At 51.2% G+C, this 24,373-nt stretch carries 21 protein-coding genes; 14 read left to right on the top strand and 7 right to left on the bottom strand.

Features of this window, described 5'->3' with window-relative positions:
- Window positions 1–217: 217 nt before the first annotated feature.
- From G8768_RS14530 to G8768_RS14480, 11 genes are all read left to right on the top strand, one after another.
- The gene (locus G8768_RS14530) at window positions 218–1,186 is read left to right on the top strand and encodes a DUF6662 family protein (protein ID WP_166845482.1); all 969 of its coding nucleotides are present in this window, start codon (window positions 218–220) and stop codon (window positions 1,184–1,186) included.
- A 143-nt stretch (window positions 1,187–1,329) separates the two neighbouring features.
- Complete coding sequence (locus G8768_RS14525; protein WP_208020183.1) at window positions 1,330–1,869, top strand: FMN-binding protein; 540 nt, start codon at window positions 1,330–1,332, stop codon at window positions 1,867–1,869.
- Window positions 1,870–1,900: 31 nt separating this feature from the next.
- Complete coding sequence (locus G8768_RS14520; RefSeq protein WP_166845484.1) at window positions 1,901–2,761, top strand: FAD:protein FMN transferase; 861 nt, start codon at window positions 1,901–1,903, stop codon at window positions 2,759–2,761.
- A gap of 46 nt (window positions 2,762–2,807) precedes the next feature.
- Window positions 2,808–3,311 carry a hypothetical protein gene (locus G8768_RS14515; RefSeq protein WP_166845486.1) on the top strand — a complete coding sequence of 168 codons (504 nt, stop codon included), beginning with the start codon at window positions 2,808–2,810 and terminating at the stop codon, window positions 3,309–3,311.
- A gap of 74 nt (window positions 3,312–3,385) precedes the next feature.
- The gene (gene queA, locus G8768_RS14510) at window positions 3,386–4,453 is read left to right on the top strand and encodes a tRNA preQ1(34) S-adenosylmethionine ribosyltransferase-isomerase QueA (protein WP_166845488.1); all 1,068 of its coding nucleotides are present in this window, start codon (window positions 3,386–3,388) and stop codon (window positions 4,451–4,453) included.
- A 62-nt stretch (window positions 4,454–4,515) separates the two neighbouring features.
- Complete coding sequence (gene tgt, locus G8768_RS14505; RefSeq protein WP_166847445.1) at window positions 4,516–5,631, top strand: tRNA guanosine(34) transglycosylase Tgt; 1,116 nt, start codon at window positions 4,516–4,518, stop codon at window positions 5,629–5,631.
- Window positions 5,632–6,057: 426 nt separating this feature from the next.
- Window positions 6,058–7,932, top strand: coding sequence for a protein translocase subunit SecD (gene secD, locus G8768_RS14500; protein ID WP_184679383.1), 1,875 nt, complete (start codon window positions 6,058–6,060; stop codon window positions 7,930–7,932).
- A gap of 9 nt (window positions 7,933–7,941) precedes the next feature.
- Window positions 7,942–8,871, top strand: coding sequence for a protein translocase subunit SecF (gene secF / locus G8768_RS14495; RefSeq protein ID WP_166845490.1), 930 nt, complete (start codon window positions 7,942–7,944; stop codon window positions 8,869–8,871).
- Window positions 8,872–9,040: 169 nt separating this feature from the next.
- The gene (locus G8768_RS14490; RefSeq protein WP_208020182.1) at window positions 9,041–10,261 is read left to right on the top strand and encodes an AAA family ATPase; all 1,221 of its coding nucleotides are present in this window, start codon (window positions 9,041–9,043) and stop codon (window positions 10,259–10,261) included.
- A 356-nt stretch (window positions 10,262–10,617) separates the two neighbouring features.
- Window positions 10,618–11,169, top strand: coding sequence for a hypothetical protein (locus G8768_RS14485; RefSeq protein ID WP_184679382.1), 552 nt, complete (start codon window positions 10,618–10,620; stop codon window positions 11,167–11,169).
- A 1-nt stretch (window position 11,170) separates the two neighbouring features.
- A complete protein-coding gene (locus G8768_RS14480; protein WP_166845492.1) occupies window positions 11,171–11,671 on the top strand; it encodes an MOSC domain-containing protein in 501 nt (166 codons plus the stop codon).
- A gap of 26 nt (window positions 11,672–11,697) precedes the next feature.
- Here G8768_RS14480 and G8768_RS14475 read toward each other — a convergent pair whose 3' ends face one another.
- The 7 genes from G8768_RS14475 to G8768_RS14445 form a co-directional block, all read right to left on the bottom strand.
- Complete coding sequence (locus tag G8768_RS14475) at window positions 11,698–12,111, bottom strand: ACT domain-containing protein (RefSeq protein WP_166845494.1); 414 nt, start codon at window positions 12,109–12,111, stop codon at window positions 11,698–11,700.
- A gap of 28 nt (window positions 12,112–12,139) precedes the next feature.
- Window positions 12,140–14,032, bottom strand: a complete 1,893-nt coding sequence (locus tag G8768_RS14470) for an acyl-CoA synthetase (protein ID WP_166845496.1) — start codon at window positions 14,030–14,032, stop codon at window positions 12,140–12,142.
- A 46-nt stretch (window positions 14,033–14,078) separates the two neighbouring features.
- Window positions 14,079–14,849: an SDR family NAD(P)-dependent oxidoreductase gene (locus tag G8768_RS14465; protein ID WP_166845498.1), complete on the bottom strand. Its 771-nt coding sequence runs from the start codon at window positions 14,847–14,849 to the stop codon at window positions 14,079–14,081.
- Window positions 14,850–15,016: 167 nt separating this feature from the next.
- Window positions 15,017–16,204: an acetyl-CoA C-acyltransferase gene (locus G8768_RS14460; RefSeq protein WP_166845500.1), complete on the bottom strand. Its 1,188-nt coding sequence runs from the start codon at window positions 16,202–16,204 to the stop codon at window positions 15,017–15,019.
- A gap of 146 nt (window positions 16,205–16,350) precedes the next feature.
- The gene (locus G8768_RS14455) at window positions 16,351–18,477 is read right to left on the bottom strand and encodes a 3-hydroxyacyl-CoA dehydrogenase NAD-binding domain-containing protein (RefSeq protein ID WP_166845503.1); all 2,127 of its coding nucleotides are present in this window, start codon (window positions 18,475–18,477) and stop codon (window positions 16,351–16,353) included.
- A 95-nt stretch (window positions 18,478–18,572) separates the two neighbouring features.
- Entirely contained in the window at window positions 18,573–20,381 is a 1,809-nt protein-coding gene (locus G8768_RS14450) for an acyl-CoA dehydrogenase (RefSeq protein ID WP_166845505.1), read from the bottom strand.
- Between the two features lie 137 nt (window positions 20,382–20,518).
- A complete protein-coding gene (locus G8768_RS14445; RefSeq protein WP_166845508.1) occupies window positions 20,519–21,301 on the bottom strand; it encodes an SDR family oxidoreductase in 783 nt (260 codons plus the stop codon).
- Window positions 21,302–21,521: 220 nt separating this feature from the next.
- Here G8768_RS14445 and G8768_RS14440 point away from each other — a divergent pair, with 220 nt between their 5' ends.
- The 3 genes from G8768_RS14440 to G8768_RS14430 all read left to right on the top strand — a co-directional run bounded on the left by G8768_RS14440 (window position 21,522) and on the right by G8768_RS14430 (window position 24,342).
- Window positions 21,522–23,081, top strand: a complete 1,560-nt coding sequence (locus G8768_RS14440) for a PAS domain-containing sensor histidine kinase (protein ID WP_166845510.1) — start codon at window positions 21,522–21,524, stop codon at window positions 23,079–23,081.
- A complete protein-coding gene (locus G8768_RS14435; protein ID WP_166845512.1) occupies window positions 23,078–23,671 on the top strand; it encodes a response regulator transcription factor in 594 nt (197 codons plus the stop codon). The genes G8768_RS14440 and G8768_RS14435 overlap by 4 nt, the downstream gene beginning before the upstream one ends.
- A 140-nt stretch (window positions 23,672–23,811) precedes the next feature.
- Complete coding sequence (locus tag G8768_RS14430; protein WP_166845514.1) at window positions 23,812–24,342, top strand: EF-hand domain-containing protein; 531 nt, start codon at window positions 23,812–23,814, stop codon at window positions 24,340–24,342.
- Window positions 24,343–24,373 lie beyond the last annotated feature (31 nt).

Raw genomic sequence — 24,373 nt, 5'->3', positions numbered from 1 at the left:
ACCTCGGCTCTGAACCGCTTTGCGGCGCACTATACCGGTTTACATTTAAAAGTACATGTAATTTATAACTTAATAGCTAATGCTATTGATACAGATTCTCATTATCTGTAAGATTGCGCCAATTTCTGCTAAAGCCACACAAAAACTAATGAAAAAAGCTCATCAAGAGGCTCGCGGCTGGCGCAAAAATTCAATAAATGAGGATTGGAGAACATCTATGAAGACCAAACTACTGGCCAGCGCCATAGCGGCTGCCGTTGTTGCCCCAAGTGCCATGGCAGGTGAAAACCTGTGGATCTACACCAAGGGTACCGACACCCGTCCACAGGGCAGTTATGAATTCAAAGTGACCGATATCTGGCGCAAGGGTAAAAACTCTGGCAACTACGATTTCCACGATATTCGTCCTGAAGTTGAATACGGCATTACTGATAAGCTGAGTATCAGCGTTGAAGCGATGATCTTCGATCACGATTACCGCGTCACCGATTGCATGGGCCCAATGATCGAAACCCAGGGCGGTACTTGCACTGAGGACGAGGAAGGCGTTGAAGACCCGGGTCCGGGTTTCAATGATACCCAGTTCGGTGGTTATGAAATTGGTCTGAAATACAATATTTTGAGCCCCTATAAAGATGCCTTCGGTCTGTCCTTGGGCCTGGGTTACGAGCGTCGTGACAAGTACCGTTTGGACGGTGCTGACATTGATCAGGACTCTTTCACTTTCACGACTTACCTGCAAAAAGATTACCTGGATGACACCTTGGTTTTTGCCTTGAATACCAAAGCGGAATTCGAGCGTCGTAAATCACCGGGTGTGTTGGAAGAAGAAATTGCGTTTGATGTGTCTGCGGGTGTTTCCTACCGCGTTGCGCCTAACTGGTTTGTTGGTTTGGAATTCCGTCATCAATCTGATTACCTGAATCCTGAAGAAGACGGTGAGTTTGATCCAACGTTGAAGCGTTCCAGTTTCGACCTGAGCGATTTCCGCCTTGGTACCCAACACCAGAACGGTAACTATCTGGGCCCAACCATTCACTACGCCCAAAAGCGCTGGTGGGTAACGGCGGGTGCCCTGTGGCAGATTGCCGGTGGTGGTTCCTGGCACTCCTTCAGCAACAATAATCGTAACTGGGATGAGCACGAACGCGTGCACATCGGCTTTATTTACGGTTACGAATTCTAAGCGACTGTCTGAGTTAAAGGCACAAGCTGTGAATCACGCTCACTGTTAACGGTGAGCGAATCCCCGGGGCCTGTTGGCCCCACTGCTGTTTTAGTGCGGAGTTTAAAAAGCTCGCGCTAAGCTAACGTTCGAAAGAGGTCCCTATGGATAGACGTTCATTTACCAAAATGGTGTCTTTGCTGGCGGCGGGCGCGTATTTACCTGCGGTTCAAGTCCATGCCAAAACTTATCTGACGATTGATCAAGCTCGCAAATTGTTGTGGGGCAATGAGCCCATGGAACAAGTGCCAGTGACATTGAGTAAAGATCAGGTTAAGGCAATTAAAAAGGCATCCAAAGTCCGTGTTCGCAACGACAAATTGCAAGTGTGGAAAACCGAAAGTGGTGGTTGGTTTATCGTTGATCAGGTTATCGGTAAACATGAGAATATCGACCTGGCATTTGCCTACGATAAAGAAGGCAAGGTTATGGGATTTGAAATTCTGACCTACCGTGAAACCTACGGCTATGAAGTTGCCAACCCGAAGTGGAAAGCCCAATTTAATGGCCGTGATCATTCCGAGCACCTAAAGCTGGATAAGCAAATTAAAAATATTTCGGGTGCCACTCTCTCTTGCCGCCATATTACCGATGGCATTAACCGCCTGAGTCATACTTGGGAACAGGTTCTGCGTCACCTATAATGCACGGCTGATGTGGTAGCCGAGTGATAAAATGAGAAGAAACCGAATTAATCGGTGCAAGCCTTTATTGGGTACGTACGTTGATGTATCCATTGAGGCCGATCTTGATGATGAACAATTATTGGATATCAGCATTGACGCATTCGAGGCGATTTCTCGTGTGCACGATAAGCTGGGCTTTCATAGCCCTGAAAGTGAATTGTCCGAGGTGAATCGCTGGTCTCAGTCTGGTACGAAAGAGCCCATTCCAATCTCCGAAGATTTGCGTACGGTTATGGAGTTGGCGTTGCAATTGAGTGCGGCCAGTGAGGGGCTGTTTGATGTGACCATTGCCCCTCGTCTGGTTCAGCAGGGTTCTTTGCCCCATCTGCACCATGACGCCATTTTATCTGGAACGGGCAATTGGCAGGATGTGCACCTCACGGAAGACGGTTTGGCGTTTAGCGCGCCAGTATTGATTGACCTGGGCGGCATCGCCAAGGGCTACGCTGTCGATCAGGCCATTGAGCGGATTGCCGCCAACAAAATGCATGTTGATATTAAATTGAACGTGAATGCCGGTGGCGATTTGTATCTCAGTAACTGGCAGGAAGAAAGCGTGGGGGTGCGTTACCCTGACGAGCCCAACAAACACTATGAGATGCCCATGTTGGCTCCGGCCCTGGCAACCAGTGCCTGCTATTTTTCCGAGCAAGACAGTGTGATGATTCACCCGGGCAGCGGTGAAGCATTAGTGAGAGGTTACAGTGTTTCCGTATTTGCCGAGCAGTGTATGTTGGCGGATGCCTTAACCAAATTGGCGTTTTTGAATCCGCGCGACAGTCGCGTGATTCGTCAGTTCAAAGGCCGTGCTTTTTTATTGGACAGCCAGAATGGTTTGCTTGAGTTGTAAAAAGAAAAACGTTTGAGGGCGCTGTAAGGCGTTCAGGTAATATTTGATGGCTTATATTGATGTAAGAATTCCACAAACTTATCGTCGCTTGATGTATGCGGCATTGGCTGTGAGCTGGGTGACGGGCGTTGTATTCTTTATTCTTAGCCGCTTTATCACTGTGGAAGGGGAGTTTGGTCCGGAAAAACACCCCTGGCAGTTTCCGACTTTGATGATACACGGTGCCGCCGCTTTTTTGGTGATGATGGCTTACGGTGCTGTGCTGATGAACCATGTTTCAGTCACCTGGCGATTAAAACGATTGCGGGGCTTTGGCATCACTCTGGTAGCGGTGCTGCTGTTCCAGATTATCAGTGCCTATCTTCTTTATTATCTCTCCAGTGATGAGATTCGAGGCCTGTTCGCTAATTTGCATGCCTTGGTTGGCTTGAGTTTTCCTTTGATTCTGAGCATTCATATTATTACAGGGCGCCGGGAGCGGGCCGAGATGCAGGCCCAGCTGGAGGCCAGGCGGGTCGCCCGTAAGCAAGAGCAGGCCCAGGCGGCCTGATCGACCGCTATTCGTAGCCAAGCGCACGCTTTTGCTATAATCTGCGCTGCTTTTTGAGATTGCAGCGGTACCCCATGCGTCGCCAAGACTTTTATTACGATTTACCTGAAGAGCTGATTGCCAAACAGCCTGCGGCTGAGCGCCGTGGCAGCCGTTTGTTGTGCCTGGATGGCCCCAGCGGGAACATCGACCACCGACAGTTTCCGGATTTGCTGGAACAGCTAAATCCCGGTGACCTTATGGTGTTCAATAACACTCGGGTGATCCCGGCGCGTGTCTTTGGTCATAAGGCAACTGGTGGCAAGGTTGAGATCCTGATCGAAAGAATTCTCTCCCCCCATCAGGTCTTGGCCCATACACGGGCGAACAAAAGCCCGAAGCCCGGTGGCGTTATTGTGCTGCAAGACGGCACGGAAATTACCGTAACAGGCCGCCAGGGGACATTATTTGAATTGGATTTTGGCGAGCAGGAAGTGCTGCCTGTGCTGGAATCGATCGGGCATATGCCCTTACCCCCTTATATCGATCGAGATGATGCCGACAGTGATCGCGAGCGTTATCAGACCGTTTACAGCGACGAGGAAAAGGCGGGCGCAGTGGCCGCGCCAACGGCCGGATTGCATTTTGACGATGACTTGCTGGACGCCATAAAAACCAAAGGCGTTGAGCTGGCTTTTGTGACGCTGCACGTTGGTGCTGGAACTTTTCAGCCAGTAAAAGTCGACGATGTTTATGAGCACCAGATGCACAGTGAAGTGATGGAAGTCAGTTCCGAAGTGTGTGAAAAAGTGTTGGATACCAAGGCTCGGGGTGGTCGTGTGATCGCTGTGGGGACCACCTCGGTGCGCTGCCTGGAAACCGCCGCCCAGGCCAGCAGTACAGAGCTTATTGAACCCTTGCAGGGGGAAACCGATATCTTTATCTACCCTGGATTTCAGTACAAGGTCGTGGACGCTCTGGTGACCAACTTTCATTTGCCGGAATCCACATTAATGATGCTGGTCTCGGCTTTTGCCGGTTATGGCCATACTATGGCGGCCTATGCCGAGGCGGTGAAAGCTCAGTATCGCTTCTTCAGTTATGGTGATGCCATGTTTATCCGTCATAACCCCGCTGCGGTAACGGAAGTCCCAGGCCGCTGATTTATATTGATGATCAACCAAAACATATTAAGAAAGGTGTACCCGTGAGTCGCGAATGTATGATGAGCTTTGAATTGGATAATAGCGACGGTAAAGCTCGCCGTGGCCGCCTGAAATTCCCCCGTGGTGTGGTGGAAACTCCGGCCTTTATGCCGGTGGGTACCTATGGCACGGTGAAAGGCATGCTGCCCCGTGATATCGAAGCCATCGGTGCGCAGATTATCCTGGGCAACACTTTTCACTTGATGTTGCGTCCGGGAACTGAGGTGGTGAAGGCCCACGGTGATCTGCACGACTTTATTCAGTGGCAGGGGCCGATTCTAACGGATTCCGGTGGTTTTCAGGTATTCAGCCTGGGTGATATGCGCAAGATCACCGAAGAAGGTGTGGTGTTCAAATCCCCTATTGATGGCTCGAAGGTTGAGCTGAATCCTGAGATCGCCATGCAGGTGCAGCGCGACCTGGGTTCTGACATTGTCATGATCTTCGATGAGTGCACCCCATACCCAGCCACAGAAAAAGAAGCCCGGGATTCCATGGAGCTGTCATTGCGCTGGGCCAAGCGCAGTAAAGAGGCTCATGGTGATAATCCTTCGGCCCTGTTCGGCATTGTGCAGGGTGGTATGTATGAAGGACTGCGTACCGAGTCTCTCGAGGGTCTGGAAGAGATTGGTTTCGATGGCTATGCCATCGGTGGCTTGTCGGTCGGTGAACCGAAAGAGGATATGGTGCGCGTACTGGATCATCTGGCCCATACCATGCCTGAGAATAAACCCCGTTACCTGATGGGGGTGGGTAAGCCTGAGGATATTGTGGAAGCCGTGCGTCGTGGTGTGGACATGTTCGATTGCGTTATGCCGACACGTAATGCCCGCAACGGTCATTTGTTCACCACTGAAGGCGTGGTGAAGATTCGCAATGCCAAGCATCGACACGACACCAGCCCGCTGGATGCCGAGTGCGATTGTTACACCTGTCAAAATTTCAGTCGCGCTTATCTGCATCATCTGGACAAGTGTGGTGAAATTTTAGGCGCTGAACTTAATACCATTCACAACCTGCGACACTATCAACGCATTATGGCCGAGTTACGTGAAGCTATTGCGGAGCAGCGACTGGAAGAGTATGTCAGTCTTTTCTATGAGCGACAGGGTAAGGAAGTACCGCCTTTAGCGTGATATAACCTGGTAGAAGTAGTGAAATAACCACTTCTAGTGATGGGCCTGCATCGCGAAATGCAGATAATGAACGAGCCCACAGCGCGCGGCATAAGGACATGTGCGATGGGCTTGGATTTCTTTCGGGCGCTGTGGGCTTCTTCCGTTGGTGTTTCCTTTACACTCGTACATTCTACCTGCGCCTTCTTGTTGCCTGCGGTTCTTCGGCATTTTTCAGCCAATGGTCTATCCGTCTGGACGTTAAATTGGGCCCTTTGGCCTGAGTCGCGCTTGTATTTTGTGTGGGAGCCCCCACTTCTTGTCACAAGCCCTAATCACAATAGCTTGGCATCAACCAAAGCGATATAATTCGGGCCTTTTGCAACGGGCACTCGCCCATATTTGCCAATCGATAGGTTGGCATCACAGTCGTACACGGAAAACACTATGTTGAACCGCTATCCGTTCTGGAAGTACCTAATAATTCTTGGGGTTACCACCCTGGGCCTGATCTATGCGGCCCCCAATCTCTATACGCCCGATCCGGCTATTCAAATCTCGGGTCAGTCGGCAGCGATGGAAATCAATGATCAGCTGTTGAATCAGGCTAATAAAGCGCTGAAAGAAAACGGTATTGAGTATTTTGGTGAGCAGGCCAATGGCAAAAACGCCTTGATTCGTCTGCGCAGCGCTGATGATCAGCTCACCGCCAAGCAGGTACTGACGGAAACTCTTGGTTATAACTATGTTGTTGCCTTGAGTCAGGCGCCAACTACGCCCGAATGGTTGCGAGCCTGGGGCGCCGAGCCTATGAAGAAAGGTCTGGACCTGGCCGGTGGTGTGCACTTCCTGTTGGAGGTTGATACGCCCAAGGCGATTGCCAAGCGTATGGAAACCAATGTTGCTGAAATCAAAAGTCAGCTGCGTAAAGCCAAGATCCGTTATCAGTCTGTGAAGCTGGGTCGTGACAATGTCATTATTGCCCGTTTCCGAACTGAAGAAGCTCGCAACGACGCAACAGCAGTGGTGCGCAATAACTTCCAGAACATGCAGCGTTTTGTTGATCAGGATGAAAGTGGCACCTGGGTGCTGCGCGTCGAAATGACCGAAGCGGGTATCAAAGAAATCGAAGATTATGCGGTCAACCAGAACTTAACGACCCTGCGTAATCGTGTTAACGAATTGGGTGTGTCCGAGCCTATCGTTCAAAAGCAGGGCCGTTCCCGTATTGTGGTTGAATTGCCGGGTGTTCAAGACACCGCGGAAGCCAAGCGTATTATTGGTAAGACGGCCAACCTGGAATTCCGTTTGGAAGCGCGCCCAGAAGCTTCGGTAGCAACAAAGGAATCCTTTGGTTATCGCAGCGAGCGCGATCAACAAATCTGGGGCAACGCGTTCCTGGAGAAAAAAATCGTAATCACGGGTGATCATGTTTCTGGCGCGCAAGCCAGTTTCGATACCCAGACCAGCCAGCCCCAGGTAAATATCAACCTGGACAGCAAAGGCGGTCAAAAGATGCACCGCAATACTCGCAATAATGTGGGTCGTCGTTTGGGCGTTCTGTTTATCGAACAGAAAACCCAGGTGAAATACGTAACCAATGAGCAGGGCGAGAAAGAGCCGGAATACACTCAGGTTGAAGAAAGAAAAATCATCAGCCTGGCGACCATCCAATCAGGTCTGGGTGTGCAATTCCGGATCACCGGCCTTGATAGCCCGGCGGAAGCTTCTGAATTGGCTTTGCTGTTGCGTTCAGGTGCGTTGGCGGCACCAATGTACTTCGCAGAAGAGCGTACCATCGGCCCATCTCTGGGTGCTGAAAACATTAAACTGGGTGTGACGTCGGTACAAATTGGTCTGGCTCTGGTCGTGATCTTTATGCTGGTCTACTACCGCGCCTTTGGTATTTTTGCCAACATCGCCTTGTCACTGAACCTCGTGTTGCTGGTGGCGGCCATGTCGATTCTCGGTGCCACACTGACGTTGCCGGGTATCGCCGGTATCGTATTGACCGTTGGTATGGCGGTGGATGCCAACGTACTGGTCTTCTCGCGGATTAAGGAGGAACTGGCCAATGGTCTGCCTCCGCAAACGGCCATCAATGCCGGTTATGACCGAGCCTTTACTACCATTCTGGATGCCAACATCACTACCTTGATTGTGGCAGTGATCCTTTATGCGATTGGTTCCGGGCCGGTACAAGGCTTCGCAGTGACCCTATCCATCGGTATTGTAACTTCCATGTTTACCGCCATCATGGGCACGCGTGCCCTGGTTAACCTGGCCATTGGTGGCCGCAAAATCCAGAAGCTGTGGATCTAGGAGCAGGTCATGAGTAAAGCAAAGAAAGAATTAAAAGTGATTCGCTTTATGTCCCAACGCAAGTTGGCGGCAGTCTTTTCCGTTCTTCTATTGATCGGTTCTATTTTCAGTTTGGCAACGAACGGTTTGAAGTTCGGTCTGGATTTCACCGGCGGTTCACAAATTGAAGTGGGCTATACCCAGCCCGCGAATGTTAATGAGATTCGCCAGCAGCTGGAAGGCGCTGGTTTCCCGGATCCGATTGTTGTGCACTTTGGTGCGGAAACGGATGTTCTGATTCGTATGCAGGAAGATTCCGATGCTGAACTCGGCGACAAGGTGATCAGCACTTTGCGCGCCGATGGTTCGGAAGTGGAGCTACGCCGTGTGGAATATGTAGGCCCGCAAGTGGGTGAAGAGCTGCGTGACGATGGTGGTATCGGCATGCTGTTCGCCCTGGCTGTGGTAATGATCTACGTTGCCATGCGCTTCCAGTTTAAATTCTCGGTGGGTGCGGTTGCGGCATTGGCCCACGATGTGATTATTGTGTTGGGTGTGTTCTCGGTACTGCAAATCGATTTCGATTTGACCGTACTGGCGGCGGTGCTGGCTGTTATCGGCTACTCCCTGAACGATACCATCGTAGTCTCGGATCGAATTCGTGAAAACTTCCGCAAGATTCGCAAAGCCGACTCTGTCGAGGTGATTGATATTTCCCTTACTCAAACACTGGGACGTACCTTGGTGACCTCTTTAACCACCTTGCTGGTATTGATGGCTCTGTTTTACTTTGGCGGTGAATTGATCCACGGCTTCTCCATCGCCTTATTGGTGGGTGTGGCTATCGGTACCTACTCTTCCATCTACGTTGCAGCGAACGTATTGCTGATGATGAACATCTCCAAAGAAGATCTGATGCAGATCGAAAAGGAAGGTGAAGAGCTGGATGAAATGCCTTAAGCCTTTACCCGGTTTACAGCAAAACAAAAAAAGCCCTTCGGGGCTTTTTTTGTTTGTGTATTTGAAATAACCAGGTTACGGAGATGGCCTTACCTGAGATGTGTGTCGCTTGATGGGAATTGTTTAAATGGTGCTGGCCGGTTAAAGTTTATGAATGGCATGTCGCCGTTTGTTTTCAAACTTCTATTTTAAAGTCTCCATGGATACCGGAGTTGTTTCGATGATCAACACTATAGCCATCGCAAACTATCGTTCGCTACTTCGTTTGGTGATTCCACTTGGAAGACTGAACGTTATTCGGGGGGCAAATGCCAGCGGCAAATCGAATTTATACAAGTCGCTCCGTTTGCTGGCGGAAACGGCCCAGGGTGGTGTCGTCAATGCCTTGGCAAAAGAAGGTGGTTTGGACACGACCTTCTGGGCTGGTCCGGAACAAATATCCCGTGGTATGAAGGCCGGTGATATACCGGTGCAAGGTGGACCTCGCCAACAGAGTGCTCGTCTGAGATTAGGATTTGCAGGTAATGATTTTGCTTATGCCATTTCTCTGGGGCTGCCGATTCCCTCTGAATCGGCTTTCTCGCTGGACCCTGAGATCAAGCGAGAAACTATATGGGCAGGAAATACCTATCGCCCAGCCAGTACATTGGTTGATAGAGATGGCGCTGTTATAAAAATGCGCTCCGGACGTAGCTGGGAGATTCTTTCTCAACACGCCAATAATTATGAGAGTCTTTTTAATCAAATTGCTGATCCGGTGAGAACACCCGAGGTCGTTTCTTTAAGGGACGATATCCGTAACTGGCGTTTCTATGATCATTTCAGAACGGATGCTGAGGCTCCTGCCAGACAACCTCAGTTAGGAACCCGAACGCCGGTTTTGCATCATGATGGCAGAGACCTGGCGGCAGCACTTCAGACTATTTCAGAAGTTGGCGATCCAGAGGCTCTACAGGAAGCCATCAGCGATGCATTTCCGGGTTCAGAGTTGAGGGTATCGATAAACGACAGTGGTCGATTTTCGATTAAATTTAGTCAATACGGTCTGCTCAGGCCCTTATCAGGTTTTGAATTATCAGATGGAACCCTCCGGTATTTACTTTGGGTGGCTGCGTTACTCACACCCAGGCCGCCACCCTTAATGGTGCTCAACGAACCTGAAACCAGTCTGCATCCTGATTTGCTACCTGCTTTGGCTCGCCTTATTGTAAAGGCTTCTGAGTCTACTCAGGTTTGGGTGGTGTCACACTCAAGTCGATTGATAGCAGCGCTTGAAGCCGCCGAAGAATGCAATTCCATCGCATTGGAAAAGGAGCTTGGACAAACCTTGGTGGTCGACCAGGGGATGTTGGATGAACCCAGTTGGTTGTGGCCTGATGGGGGTAGGTGAAACCTGAACAGCGGGACGATTAAATGGGGAAAATTTCCGCCATATTAATTGCCAGGTTTCAACAACGTTTAAGCACATGGCTGGCTAACTTGCTCAATGACTAGGGATGGGCTTTAAAGCGAAATTCAGTACGCACCATTAAGTTGTCTTCGGCCGCTTCCATATATAGGACCAGAGCCAGTGATGTTGCCGATGCATCAGGCTCAACAGGGTAACTAGCGCTTTCACTTACTACCTCCCTGTGTTTTCATAGTGTGCTTGCTCGGTTTATTCTTACCGTTACCTTATCAGTAAGTTCAGATCGTGATAAAGAATCACCACTGAGGTGCCTGATGATAATAAAAGGAGATGCGACAATGATCACTCGACTACTGACTACATATTCTCTGTTACTCATGTTGTTTCTGGGGTTTTCTGCGCAGGCCAGTGCTGGAGATACACTGGATGAAAAGCTGGAGCCTTTTCGTGGATTCGTGGGTACCTGGCAAGCCTCCATGACTATGGGGAAAGACAAGCCGCCGGTATTGGATGTGTCCCACTGGCAAATTGCTTTGAATGGCAAGGCATTAAAAATTGTTCACTCGGTCAATGATGGCGACTACGGCGGTGAAAGCTTTATCTTTTGGGATAAGAAAAGCAGCAGTTACAAGTCATTTTATTTCACCACGGCGGATTTTTATACCGAGGCGACCATTACTCTGGAAGCGGATAACAAATTCTCGGTTATTGAAAAGGTCGCCAGTTCTGGAGAAGGTTTATCCAGCGGTATCACTAAAGTGAAGTCTACCAGTGAAATGAAAGATGGAAGGATTCTTGTGTCGACTTCTTATTATAAAAACGGTGAGTGGACCAAGCCCGAAAGCCGGGTATACATCAAAAGTCAGCTGACGCCAAAATTTAAGCACTGATATGAACACCCAAGGGCGTTTGCTGGGACGCTATTTGTCGACGGTGTCTCCGGGCGAGTTACGCTGGATTGGTCTTCGTCCCGCCCGAAAAAAAGCCATGATCAGCGTGGAGCGAGTGATGGCGCTTGCCGAATTGGGATTGGAGGGCGATCACCGCAGCACTAAAACTCCGGGTTCTGCGAGGCAGGTGACTTTAATCAGTGAAGAACATATTGCTTGTATCAAAAGTCTCTGTCAGCTGGATGAGTTACCACCTGAATTCCTGCGTCGAAATCTGCTAATCAGCGGCATTAACCTAAATGCCTTGAGGCATCAGCGTTTTAAAATCGGTGATGCACTCTTTGAAGCAACGGCGCAATGCCACCCTTGTTCACGAATGGTTGAGCCATTGGGGCCTTCTGGCCCTGCCAATATGCTGGGCTATGGCGGCCTATGTGCAAAGATTCTGGAAGGTGGCGAGATTACTGTGGGTGATCAGATTATTCCGGTATTGGAATCGTAGCGACATCGTTAAAGACGTTAATTCTTCTATGCTTTGCTCAGGTTATTCAAGCAGGCCAGTGCGTCATCGGCTTTATTGATGGGCACGTAGATATGATCATGAAAATACGCAGCGACCACATTGGCACTGATGCCGTCTTTGGCAAGAGCGGTGCTGATGGCTGCCGTGAGCCCCACGGCTTCCAGGCTGGAATGGATACTGAGGCTTATGGCGGCAAAGGCTTCGCTGCATTCTATATTTAGACTATTGGCCTGTTCTTCACTCAGAATCAAACTGCAACCCTCGGCCTCGCGATATAAACCCTGAATGTCACTGGCTGGAATTTTTTCCAAAACACCAGCCAGCTCTTCTTGGGCAATGGTGGCGAAAACCCAGCGTCCGGATTGGAGTTTGGGTTCCATGCTGGATAGCAGTACTGAAAGTTGGGTCTCGCCGCTCATGTTTTAACTCATGGTTTTGGAAAATGGATCAGGCTTTTTGCACGTCAGTGGCAAAAGTATATTCGCCAATCTGTTCTCGTACCAGCTCTTCCAATGCACCAACATCCGAGCAATAAAAGTGCACAAGCTGGCCGTGTTTCTTTGAGGTTTCCACATTGAAGCTGGCTTTTAAGGTCTTGAGCTGATCGGCAAGGTGGTGATTGACGACCTTGGCCACAATGTCATTGCGCAGATCCGGTTTGAAAATTTTACCTACGGCCGTGACCGGCATTTGATCCACAAAATAAATTTCTTTGGGCACCGCAGCGCGTTCAGCAATATTGGCCATGGCAAATTCCAAAAACTCACCTTCGTTTTCTTCCAGCCCAGGCTTTAATTGCAGATAGACGACGGGCACTTCGCCAACGCGTTTGTCGGGTTTGCCGATGGCCACTGCCTCGGCAACTTCCGGGTGCTTATAGAACACCTCTTCGATCATTTGAGGATCGATATTATGGCCACCTCGAATGATCAGGTCTTTACTGCGGCCTGTAAGCCAAAGATACCCTTGCTCGTCCAGGCGACCAAGATCACCAGTGTTAAACCAGCCATCTTCAACCCATTGGCCTTCGTTTTGCGCAGCTTGCTTATAGCCGTTAAAAACATTGGGACCTTTAATGGCGATGCAGCCAGCTTCATTGGTGTCACAATCTCGAACCCAGTGGCCATCTTCATCCACTTCCACAATGCGCAGTTCCATATAGGGCAGGCGCAGGCCAACGGCACCGACTTTACGCTCACCATGGCGAGGGTTGGCGGTAGAGGCGCAGGTGCCCTCGGTTTGTCCGTAGCCTTCTAGGATTGACAGGCCGGTTTTGCTTTCAAAATTACGGATTAATTCGGTGGCCAGTGGTGCGGCACCACAGAGGCAAAAGTCCAGGCTGGACACATCGGCATTGTCCATCGGTACTTCAATGAGCGCACTCAGAATCGTCGGGACACAGCTGAAGTAACTGACTTTATAGCGCTCTACAATGCGCCAGAAATCCTTGATCACCGTTGGATTGCGGTAGCCTTGGGGACTGGCTAACACGGCTTCGGCACCCTGACTCCAGGTGGCAAGCCCGGTTACAAAAACCGCATTCACATGGAACAGCGGCAGGCCCGTGAGGGATACGGCACCCGGGCCAATATCCAGACCGGCACTCATTTGCCATACCGTGGTCAGCTCATTGAAATGCGTATGTGGGGCCAGCTTCGGCGTACCGGTGGTACCACCGGTGTGGAAATAGGAGGCAATGTCCTCGCGAGTGATTTCACGTCCGCTGTCCAGACGTTCTGAATTATGCCCGGCAATGGTATCGTCAAAATCCAGAACCGCTTCGCTTAAGTATTCCTGGCGTTCGGCGGTCATTGCGCTGGCCAATTCAGCGGGCAAAAACTTGGCCATGTCCACGGCCAGAATGTGGGTCAGGCTGGGTACTTGCTCTTTCACGGCAATGGCTTTATCCCACAACTCAGTACCGGGGAAGGGCGCAAGGGTGACAAGAACCTTGCTCTGGGCTTCATTTAAAATCGCCGCAATGTGATCAATTTCCAAAAGCGGATTGATTGGATTAAAGATGCCCGCAGCCTCACTGCCCCAGATCGTAAAATGGGTATGCGGTAAGTTGGGCAACAACATGGAAACGGTATCATCGGGGCCAACGCCCAGGTGATGAAGCGCGTTGGCGGTTTGGGTAATTTTGCCAAAAAGATCTTTATAGCTGTAGCGGATTGGCTCTTCGTCCGCGCTGCCTTGCAGCAAAAAACTCAGGGCTGTTCTGTCCGCATATTGTGATGCCTTATCGCGCAGCAGATCATAGGTGCTGCTGTGTTCAATGCGTTCTTCAAAAGGAACCTTTTCCAGGGTTTGCAGATCTTCAAGGGTGGATATTGTCATCGTGCTGTTCGCTTCCAGATGTTGTTATTGTGATGTTTTCCGATGTTTATATGCCGGCGCAGTGGATAGCTCCGTCGACAGGTAAAACGGTTCCGGTAATAAATGAGCCTGCATCGCTGGCCAAGAGTATCACCGGGCCAACCAGTTCTTCCAGTTTTCCTAAACGGCGAGCGGGCATACGGGTGACATATTCCTGCCCGGCCGGGCTGTCAAAGTAACTGGCATTGATTTCGGTTTTAAACCATCCCGGGGCAATCGCATTCACGCGAATATTGTTTCCCATCAAATCCAGTGCCATGGAGCGGCTGAGTTGAACCACAGCGCCCTTGGACGCGCAGTACGCACTTTGGCCATACTTGGCTGTGATACCCAGCACCGAGGCGATATTAATAATGCTGCCAGGCTTACTGGCGGTGACCATGCGGCGCGCACCTTCCTGAGCAACATGCCAGACACCTTTAAAGTTGGTGTCCATAATAAAATCGAGAGACTCGTCTTCGATTTTCAGAAAGTTTTTCGCATCGGCTACACCGGCGTTATTGACAATAACATCGACGGTGCCAAAACGCTCTTCTGCCGAATCGTAGGCGCGTTCAATGCTGCCTTTATCGGTAACGTCCATAGCGACGGCCAGAGCCTGACCGCCTTCGTTGGCAATGTCTTCAACCAGCTGTTGCAAGCGATCTTCACGTCTGGCAGCAACAATAATATTGGCCCCGGCTTTTGCCAGCCCCAAGGCAATGCAGCGGCCGATACCGGAGGATGCGCCGGTGACTAAGGCAGTGCGTCCAGCTAGGGAAAATTGATCTAGGCTCATGGTGGTCTCCAGAAACTATGTCGAATTATCAGTAATCACAAGCGAGCTGGCATTAACAAAAGTTACGATGGAAGCGAAAAGTTTGTGTCGTGCGTCGCTTGCGTGGGGAGTGATACAGAATGGAATCAAGTGGGCAGCCCGGCCATGGGCCGCCCGAATGGAAAGGCTTAAACGATTTCAAATAAACCGGCAGCGCCCATGCCGCCGCCAACACACATGGACACAACTGCCCACTTCGCGCCACGACGCTTACCTTCCAGCAGAATGTGGCCGGTTGTGCGTGCGCCAGTCATGCCGTAAGGGTGACCAATGGAAATAGAACCACCGTTCACATTGTATTTGGCAGGATCGATGCCCAAGTGATCACGACAGTACAGGCACTGCACGGCGAAGGCTTCGTTCAGTTCCCACAGGTCAATATCGTCTACACTCAGGCCGTGTTGCTTCAGTAGTTTGGGGATGGCGTAGATAGGACCAATGCCCATTTCTTCCGGCTCGTTACCAACTGTCATCATGCCACGGTAAATGCCCAGTGGTTCGATGTTGCGTTGCTCGGCCAATTTGCCATCCATTACGACACAGGCCGAAGCACCATCGGACAGTTGACTGGCATTACCCGCCGTAATGCAACCGCCTTCGATGACAGGATTTAAACTTTGCAGATTGTCCAGAGTGGTGGAAGGGCGGTTGCCTTCGTCCTTGCTCAGGGTCACTTCTTCATAAGAGACTTCTTTGGTTTCTTTGTCGACAATTGCTTTGGTTGCTGTGATGGGCACAATTTCATTATCGAACAGGCCGGCTTCCTGAGCGGCTGCGGTACGCTGTTGAGATTCCAGAGAGTACTGGTCTTGAGCGTCACGACTCACGCCATATTTCTTTGCAACAAACTCTGCAGTTTGCAGCATTGGCATATAGGCGTGTTCCTGCATTTTGATGACGTTTTCATCAAACGTTTCGGCCGCCCATTTGTGGTAAGGCATTTGAACCGCGGAAATATTATCTTGACCACCGGCGACGATGCAGCTGTAGCCATCCACCATAATTTGCTTTGCGGCTGTCGCAATGGCCATCAGGCCGGAAGAGCACTGACGATCGATAACTTGTGCGCCTGCGGTCACAGGAACGCCCGCTGCAATGGAGGCGGTACGTGCGATATTGTTCGAAGCGGTACCGGCGTTCAGTACAGAGCCGATAATCACATCTTCGATTTCAGCGCCTTCAATGCCGGCACGTTCAACCGCGTGCTTAATGGCATGACCGGTCATGGTGGGGGATTTGATGTTATTCAGGGCGCCACGAAAGGCTTTGCCAATCGGCGTACGGGCTGTTGATACAATTACCGCTTCTTTAGTCATGGTGTTGATCCTCGTTAAAAATTCTGTTGCTTATCTTTTTAGCTAAGCTGATTTCTATTTCTTTAAATTGGTTTTTTATGGCTTGGCGCCAGTCTAGCGTTTGGCCAAGGGGCACACAGTGCCGCCAGGGCCGAATTTACGGTGAATTACGACGCTTGCTCCGCATCGTATTGCTTAAAGCTCTTGCCTTCCGAAGCCAATCGCTTCAGCAGGGGGGAGACCTGGAACCAGGTTTTGCCGTACTCGCCAAGGCTATTCTGGTAGGTCTCCAGGGCTTGTACTACGGTATCCAGACCGATTTCATCAGCATACTGCATTGGGCCACCGCGATAAACGGGGAAGCCGTAGCCATTGCAATAGATGACGTCAATATCACTGGCACGGTAGGCAATACCTTCATCCAGGATTTGAGCCCCTTCGTTGATCAAGGGGAACAGGCAGCGCTCCAGAATTTCCTGATCACTGATCTCTCGTTGGCTAACTTTGTGTTCCGCGGCGAGTGCCTGGGCGATGCTCGCCACCTCGGGATTGCTTTGTTTGTTACGGCCCTCGTAGATGTAAAAGCCGGTACCGGTTTTCTGCCCGTAGTGGCCCTGTTCGTAGAGCTTGTCACAGACGGCGGTGTAGCTTGGGTCACGACCGTAAAACATATCGCGATTGCCCTGGCGGGTCAGGTAACCGACATCAATACCGGCGAGGTCAATCATGGAAGGCAGGCCCATGGCTAACCCCCAATCGTATAGGACCTTGTCAATTTGCTCCGGGCTGGCACCTTCGAGCACCAGGCGCGAGGCCTCACGGCCATAAGGCTCCAGGCCTCGGTTACCGATAAAGCCCCAGCAAACGCCGGCGACCACGGGCATTTTGCGAATGCTCTGGGCCATTTTAATTGTGGTCATCAGAACATCGTTGGCCGTTTTGGCACCGCGTACGATTTCCAACAGGCGCATCACATTTGCCGGGCTGAAGAAGTGCAGGCCAATCACATCGTTCGGGCGAGACGTGGCGGCGGCAATCTCATCCACATCAAGGGTTGATGTGTTAGTCGCCAGAATGGCACCGGGCTTACAGGTTTTATCCAGTTGCGAAAACACCTGCTTTTTGATGTCCATGTTTTCGAAGACCGCTTCAATCACAATATCGACGTCTGCGAGGTCGGCATAGTCAAGGCTGCCTTGAATCAAGCCCATACGTTCATCAACTTGTGCTTCAGTCAAACGACCCTTGCGGGCGCTAATCTCATAGTTGTTTCGGATCACACCCAGACCGCGTTCGAGTGCATCTTCTTTCACTTCCAGTAGCGTTACCGGAATGCCCACGTTGGCAAAGTTCATGGCAATACCACCACCCATGGTGCCCGCGCCAATGATGCCGACGTTTTTTATCGGGCGTAAGGGTGTTTTCGGATCGACACCGGGGATTTTTGTGGCAGCGCGTTCCGCAAAAAAGATATGTTGCTGGGCGCGAGCGTGGGGCGTTTGCATACATTCCTGAAACAGTTCGGTTTCTTTTTCCAAGCCTTCCGCCAGAGGCAATTCACAGGCGGCTTCAATACACTGGATGTTTTTTTCCGGCGCAAAAAAGCCACGGGTTTTGCGGGCGATGGATTTACGGAACTCGGCAAAAAATTCTGCACCCGGGTTCTCAACATTGAGGTCGGCGCAGGTTTTACAGGGGGCATTTTGAGCAATAAGTTCTTTGGCGTAATCAATGGCCGCGTTCACAAAGTCTTCGGAGGCACCATCAAACACGCGATCAATCGCGCCAGCTTCTAACAGTTTTGTCGCGGCAACCGGCGCACCACTGGTGACCATTTGGGTGGCCATCTCGGCGCCGATTAAACGCGGTAAGCGTTGAGTGCCACCAGCGCCGGGCAGTATGCCGATATTTACTTCGGGCAGGCCGCATTTGGCGCCCGGCAACGCGATACGATAATCACAGGCCAGGGCTAATTCAAAACCGCCACCCAGCGCCATACCATTGACGGCAGCGACAATGGGCTTGGGGCTGTTTTCCAATTCGGTAAGTAAACCCGGCAACATGGGCTCGCTGTGAAATCCGCCTGCAGCGAATTCGGCAATATCGGCACCCCCGCAAAATAATTTTCCGGAAGAGGCGATCACAATCGCTTCAACCTCTGCATTACTTTTTGCGGTTTCAAATGCCGCTTTGATGGCACTGCGTAATGCTTGCCCCAATCCATTTACGGGCGGCGAGTTTAAGGTGATGACCGCAATATTGTCTTCTTGGCTATAGAGTGCTGGAGAGCTCATGGTGCGTCCTTTAACGTATTTGTTTTTGTGTTTTCGTTCTGTGACATACATAAAGGGCAGCTGATGCAGCTGCCCTTTTGTGGTTTGTTGGGGGATCAGAACCAGGCGTCTTGCATGGCCAGGCAGGTATCGTCGAGGCTTTGCAGGAGCTTGGCCTGAGCGTCGATTTCAGGTAATTCCCACTGAATGTAGTACTGTGCGGCCTGTAGCTTGCCACGGTAAAAATTCTCTTCGTCCTGATGCAGATCTCCGGCCAGAGCCCTGGCGGCGACAATGGCTTGTTTCAACCAAATCCAGCTGACCAGTACGCGACCAAACATATCGAGATATACGGTCGCATTGGCCATGCCCAGATCGATCTCGCCTTTACCCAGTGTGCCGAGCAAACTCATGGTGGTTTGATCCAGGCTCGCAACACCCGCTTCCAGCGCCAAGGCCCAGTCTGCGGTTTCACCGTGAGTTTTTGCGCTTTCAGCCGTGGCCATCATTTCGTTTTTCAGCGCCTGATAGCCCGCCATGCCTCCCAGAGGCACCTTGCGGCCCAGCAGGTCCAAACCATGAATACCTTCGGCGCCTTCGTGAATCGGATTGAGTCGGTTATCGCGATAATACTGTTCAACCGGGTATTCACGAATGTAGCCTGAGCCCCCCAGAATCTGGATGGCATGTTCATTGGCGCGAAGGCCGTATTTGGACGGGAAGGACTTCACCATGGGGGTAATTAAATCCAGCAAGGTAAACGCCTGCTGGCGTTCTTCTTCTGTTGTGGCGGTATGGGAATCTTCGAACAGATGACTGGCATAGAAGCACAGTGCCATGGAGCCTTCCACGTACGCTTTCTGGGCCAGCAACATGCGGCGCACATCGGCGTGCTCGACAATATTCACTTGTTTGGACGTTGGATCTTTCTGGGAGGGCAAGCGGCCTTGGGGGCGATTGCGCGCATAGTCCAGAGAGTAGTTATAGCCCTGATAACCCAAAACGGCGGCACCGAGGCCGACACCGATGCGAGCTTCATTCATCATTTGGAACATATAGGAGAGGCCCTTGTGAGGCTCGCCCACCAGATAGCCGATGGCGCCATCTTTTTCGCCGAAGCTCAGCACCGTTGATGTGGTGTTGCGGTAGCCCATCTTGTGCAGCAGGCCCGCCAGCGCAACGTCGTTACGCTCGCCCACACTGCCATCGTCATTGACCAGAAACTTCGGGCAGATAAACAGGGAGATGCCTTTGGTGCCCGCGGGTGCGCCTTCAATTTTTGCCAGCACCATGTGCACGATGTTATCGGTTAGGGAATGATCGCCTGCGGAGATAAACATCTTCTGGCCGAAAATTCGATAGCTGCCATCCTCATGGGGTTTGGCGGTGGTTTTAATGTCGGCTAATGCGGAACCTTGTCCCGGTTCAGTGAGGGCCATCGTACCGGAGAAGCGGCCGTCCATCATCGGTGGCAGGTACTTGGCTTTTTGGGCTTCGTCACCAAAGCTGCGAATCAGGTTGGCCGAACCCAGCGTCAGGAAAGGGTAGCCCGTGGAAGAAATATTCGCAGCGGACACATAGGACATAGCCGCACGCAGAATGATCTCCGGCATCTGCATGCCACCTTCTTCAAAATCATAGTGAGCCGCAAGGAAACCTGCCTCGGCAAAGGCGTTCCAGGCGTCCTGGGTTTCGGGAATCAGATGAACTTTTTCTCCATCGAAAGTCGGCTCATTGGCATCGCCCTTGGCATTGTGATTGGCAAAGTATTTTTCGGCGATGGTCTTGGCGGTCGCCATGGTGGCATCAAACACCTCTCTGGAATGCTCCTGGTAGCGCGGTCGCTCCAGTAGCGCCTCACTGTTCAGGAATTCATAGAGCAGGAACTCAATATCGCGGTCGTTCAGCAGGGGTGTTTGTGACATGGTGGCTTTCTCAAATACGTGATCAATTTTTATAGGGGTATACCCTTATTTTTCCTCAAATTTCCAAGTCAATCAAGCGATAGGTCTAATTTGAGTCAAACCGGGCCAGAAAGGGTTCTCTGGCCTGGGTGCGTGGTCTAGGCGATCAGGGTGGTGCCGCCGTCAACCGGGATGATTTGACCGGTAATAAATCCGCCGGCCTTGCTCGCCAGCATAATCGCCACACCCGCGATATCACTGGCTTCACCCCAGCGATGCATGGGGATACTGGCACATTCGGCCTCAAAGGCTTCCTGATTGCTGCTCAGGAATTCAGTCAGCTTGGAATAGAAGCGGCCAGGTGCAATGGCGTTCACGCGAATATGGCTTTCGGCCAGTTCCTTGCCAAGCACACGGGTGAGTTGATGGACGGCGGATTTACTCACGGCGTAGCTGAAGTTATCCAGGCCATTGCCCACGATGCCCGCAATCGAACCAATGTTGATTACACTGGCGTAATCGTCGGCCTTCGCATTGGCTTTAAGCAGTGGCAGCAGCGCCTGGGTCAAAAAGAAAGGGCTCTTGGCATTGATGTCCATGACCTTGTCCCAGCCTTTTTCCGGGAACTGGCCGAATTCACCGGCCCAGCCGGTGCCAGCGTTGTTCACCAACACATCGATATGGGATTCGCGCTCATTGAGTGTCTGGGTCAAAGACAGGATGCCTTCATTACTGGCGGCATCGCCGGGCAGGGCGATACACTCGCCATACTGGCTGAGTTCGGCGGCAGCGGCCTCGCAAGCTTCGGCTTTGCGAGCGGTGATATAGACGCGTGCGGCGCCGGCCTCCAGAAACCCCTGGGCAATGTAATAACCCAATCCGCGTGAACCGCCGGTAATCACACACACCTTACCCTGCATTCCAAATAATTCATTCAGCATGATCGCTCTCCTCTTTGACATTGGTCTCAAGTCCGAATAAGCAGAGACTAACAAAGCCGAACTGGTGGGGCTTATTTATTCTTGTGATGGCGAAACATTCACAATCGCTTTTCAAGAGCGGTCCTTATTGAGCTGGGAGAAGGGCCAGAATGCTTTTTACACTAGGGGGAATCACCTATACTGCGTATTCAAGGCAGTAAATGAAGAAGGGCATTGACTGATGGATAGCCTGGAACCGGCATCCAATCTGCTCGAATACAATGAAGCGCGCTACCGTATTTTAGCCGAGCAGTCTGGAGTGATGATTACCCTGCACCGTCCTGGTGACTGGGCGTATACGGCTGTGAATCCGGCGGTCGAGCAGCTGACCGGCTACCGCGCCGATGAGCTGTTGGGGTTACCTGCCTATGAGTTGTTTCACCCCGAAGATGCCTGGGCCATGCAACACAAGCTCATTCCCGCCATTAAAAAACACGGTACCCGTACCTTTCGTTATCGTTCCCGCAATCGGCAAGGCCTGTACCGCTGGGTAGAGAGTACCCATCGCTCCATTCGTGATGAGCAATCCGGTGAGTTGAAGGAGATCATTGCGGTTACTCGTGAAGTGCAGCAAGAAGTGGAAGCTGAGCAGGCCTTGCAAAGACTGGCGGCCGTCGTGGAAGCCAGTGCCGATTTGGTGTTGCTGTGCGACGAGCAGTTGCAGGTGCTGGATTTAAACCGAGCCGCGCGACAAGCGCTGGAGCGACCTGAAACCGATTCCGAATCCGGCGAACGGTTTTCCCTGAGAGATTATTTGTCGACAGAAAGCGTTCAGAAAATTCGCACCATCGCCTTGCAGGTGGCGCGTCAAAAAGGACGTTGGCAAGGTGCGATCCGTTTAAACCTGCCCGAGGGCAAAGACGGTGTCTGGCAGTTGGAACAGTTGATTGCCACCAATACCGAACCGGTTTACGGGCTTTATTCCCTGATCATACGAGACCGTAGTGAAGAACATGCGGTACAACAGGCCTTGCAAGATAAACAGCAGCAGTTAGCCCACAGTGAGCGCTTGATGAGCTTGGGCGAAATGGCCAGTGGTCTGGCCCATGAAATCAACCAGCCCCTTGCCAGCTTATTAAATTATGCCCGCGGTGGTCTGCGAAAGTTAAAGCAGAAAGAAGACCTGGCACCACAGCAGCTGAGCCAGTTGCTAACGGCAATGGAAAAGCAAGCGGAACGCGCGGCCGCAATTGTTCAGCAACTGCGTTCCATGGTGAAGAAAACGCCACACCGGCCCGAGATCATCGAACTTGGCCAGTCCTTGCGTGAAGCGGTGAATTTCGTTGAGCAGGAACTGGAACAGCAGATGGTCGATATTCGCTGGCAGGAACCCAACGGCAAAGCGCTGGTCATGGCGGACAAGGTTCAACTGCAACAGGTTTGGGTCAATTTACTGATTAATGCATTGGAAGCGATGGCCCAGGCGAGCGAGCGCCGTGGGAGTGCGAAATCCGGGCGGGAAATTAAAATTTCAATTCGCGAATCACTCATACCCGAAACACAATCCAGCGACTGGCAGGTTGAAATCTGTGATCAGGGGGCGGGCATTTCGGTTGATCGAATGACGCAAATCTTTGAACCGTACTACAGTTCAAAATCCTCTGGTCTGGGGCTGGGCTTATCGATTTCCCGCTCGATCATCGAGAGCCTGGGCGGAGGTATTGATGTTGACAGCGATGGTAAAAGTTACAGTTGTGTTAAGGTTCGCCTGGCGGCCTGTAGGGAGGTTCAAGAGCGATGAATCCAATATTGATTGTTGATGATGATGCCGATTTTCGTGAATCCCTGTCCTGGTTACTGGAAAGTGCGGGTTACGACAGTCGAGGTTTCGACAGTGCTGAAGCCTTTTTAAGGGAATACCAGGGTGAACCGGCTTGCTTGTTATTGGATGTTCGAATGACGGGTATGAGTGGCCTGGAGCTGCAACGGCAGCTGCTCGACAAGGCCTACCAGATTCCGGTTATTCTGATTACGGGTCATGGCGATGTTCCAATGGCTGTGGCTGCCATGAAAAACCAGGCCTTTGATTTTATCAGCAAGCCCTTTGATGACGAGAGCCTGTTAACGATTATCGCCAAGGCGGTGGCGGATATTCCCCGACGTTTTGAATTGCAGGAGCAGTTGTCGGAAGCTCGGAGCTACTGGCAGGAACTCAGCCGCCGTGAACAGGAAGTGGCGCATTTGGTGGCTGGGGGTGCCAGCAACAAAGGCTTGGCAGAAACCCTTGGCATCAGCGTGAAAACCGTTGAAATCCATCGATCAAGGGTGATGAAAAAGATGCAGGCAGACAACCTTGCCGCACTGATCCAGAAGATCAATTTACTTGGCTAATGCAAACCGGGGCAAGTCTTAACAGTACGCAAACGCATTATCCACAATTCCTCCATATTTGCTGCATGCTCGATATCTAATATGAGCAACAAGTCACAGCGATGTGGCCTTAACCATTAAAGAGAATCGAGGAATTGGATATGAAGAAGATTGTAACGATGATGATTGCCCTGGCGGCAACTTCCCAGGCTTATGCCTTCCCAGGTGCTGATGAGCGCAAAGAAAAATTGGATTTGGACGGTGACGGTATTATTACCCGCACAGAAATCCAGGCTGCCAAATCCGCACGCTTTGCCGATATGGATACTGACAAGAACGGCCAGCTTAGCCAGGCCGAACTCAGTGCGTACGGTGAAGCTAAAAAAGCTGAGATGCAGGCCAAGATGTTTGCTCGTCTGGATGGCGACAGTAATGGTACCGTGAGCCTGGAAGAATTTATTGATCGTCGCCCCGGTGAGCGTGAGCAGGTGGCCAGAAATGTTTTCGTCCTGGCCGATGTGAACCAGGATGGACAGTTAACCCAGGAGGAGCTGGTGAACGCCAAATCTGATCGTGCGGCTATGCGCTTTGCTCGTATGGATCTGGATGGAAATGGTGAAATCAGCGAAGAAGAATTCTCTGAAAGCCGTAAGCATTCCAAGAAAAAGATGCGCAAGATGTTTCGTCGTTAAAGGCATTTGAACAAAGGCTGAGATAACAAAT

This window comes from Pseudoteredinibacter isoporae, from assembly GCF_011602085.1.
Classification (GTDB): domain Bacteria; phylum Pseudomonadota; class Gammaproteobacteria; order Pseudomonadales; family Cellvibrionaceae; genus Pseudoteredinibacter; species Pseudoteredinibacter isoporae.
Note: the sequence above shows the minus strand (reverse complement) of the source record. Positions and strands in the feature narration are given on the sequence as shown.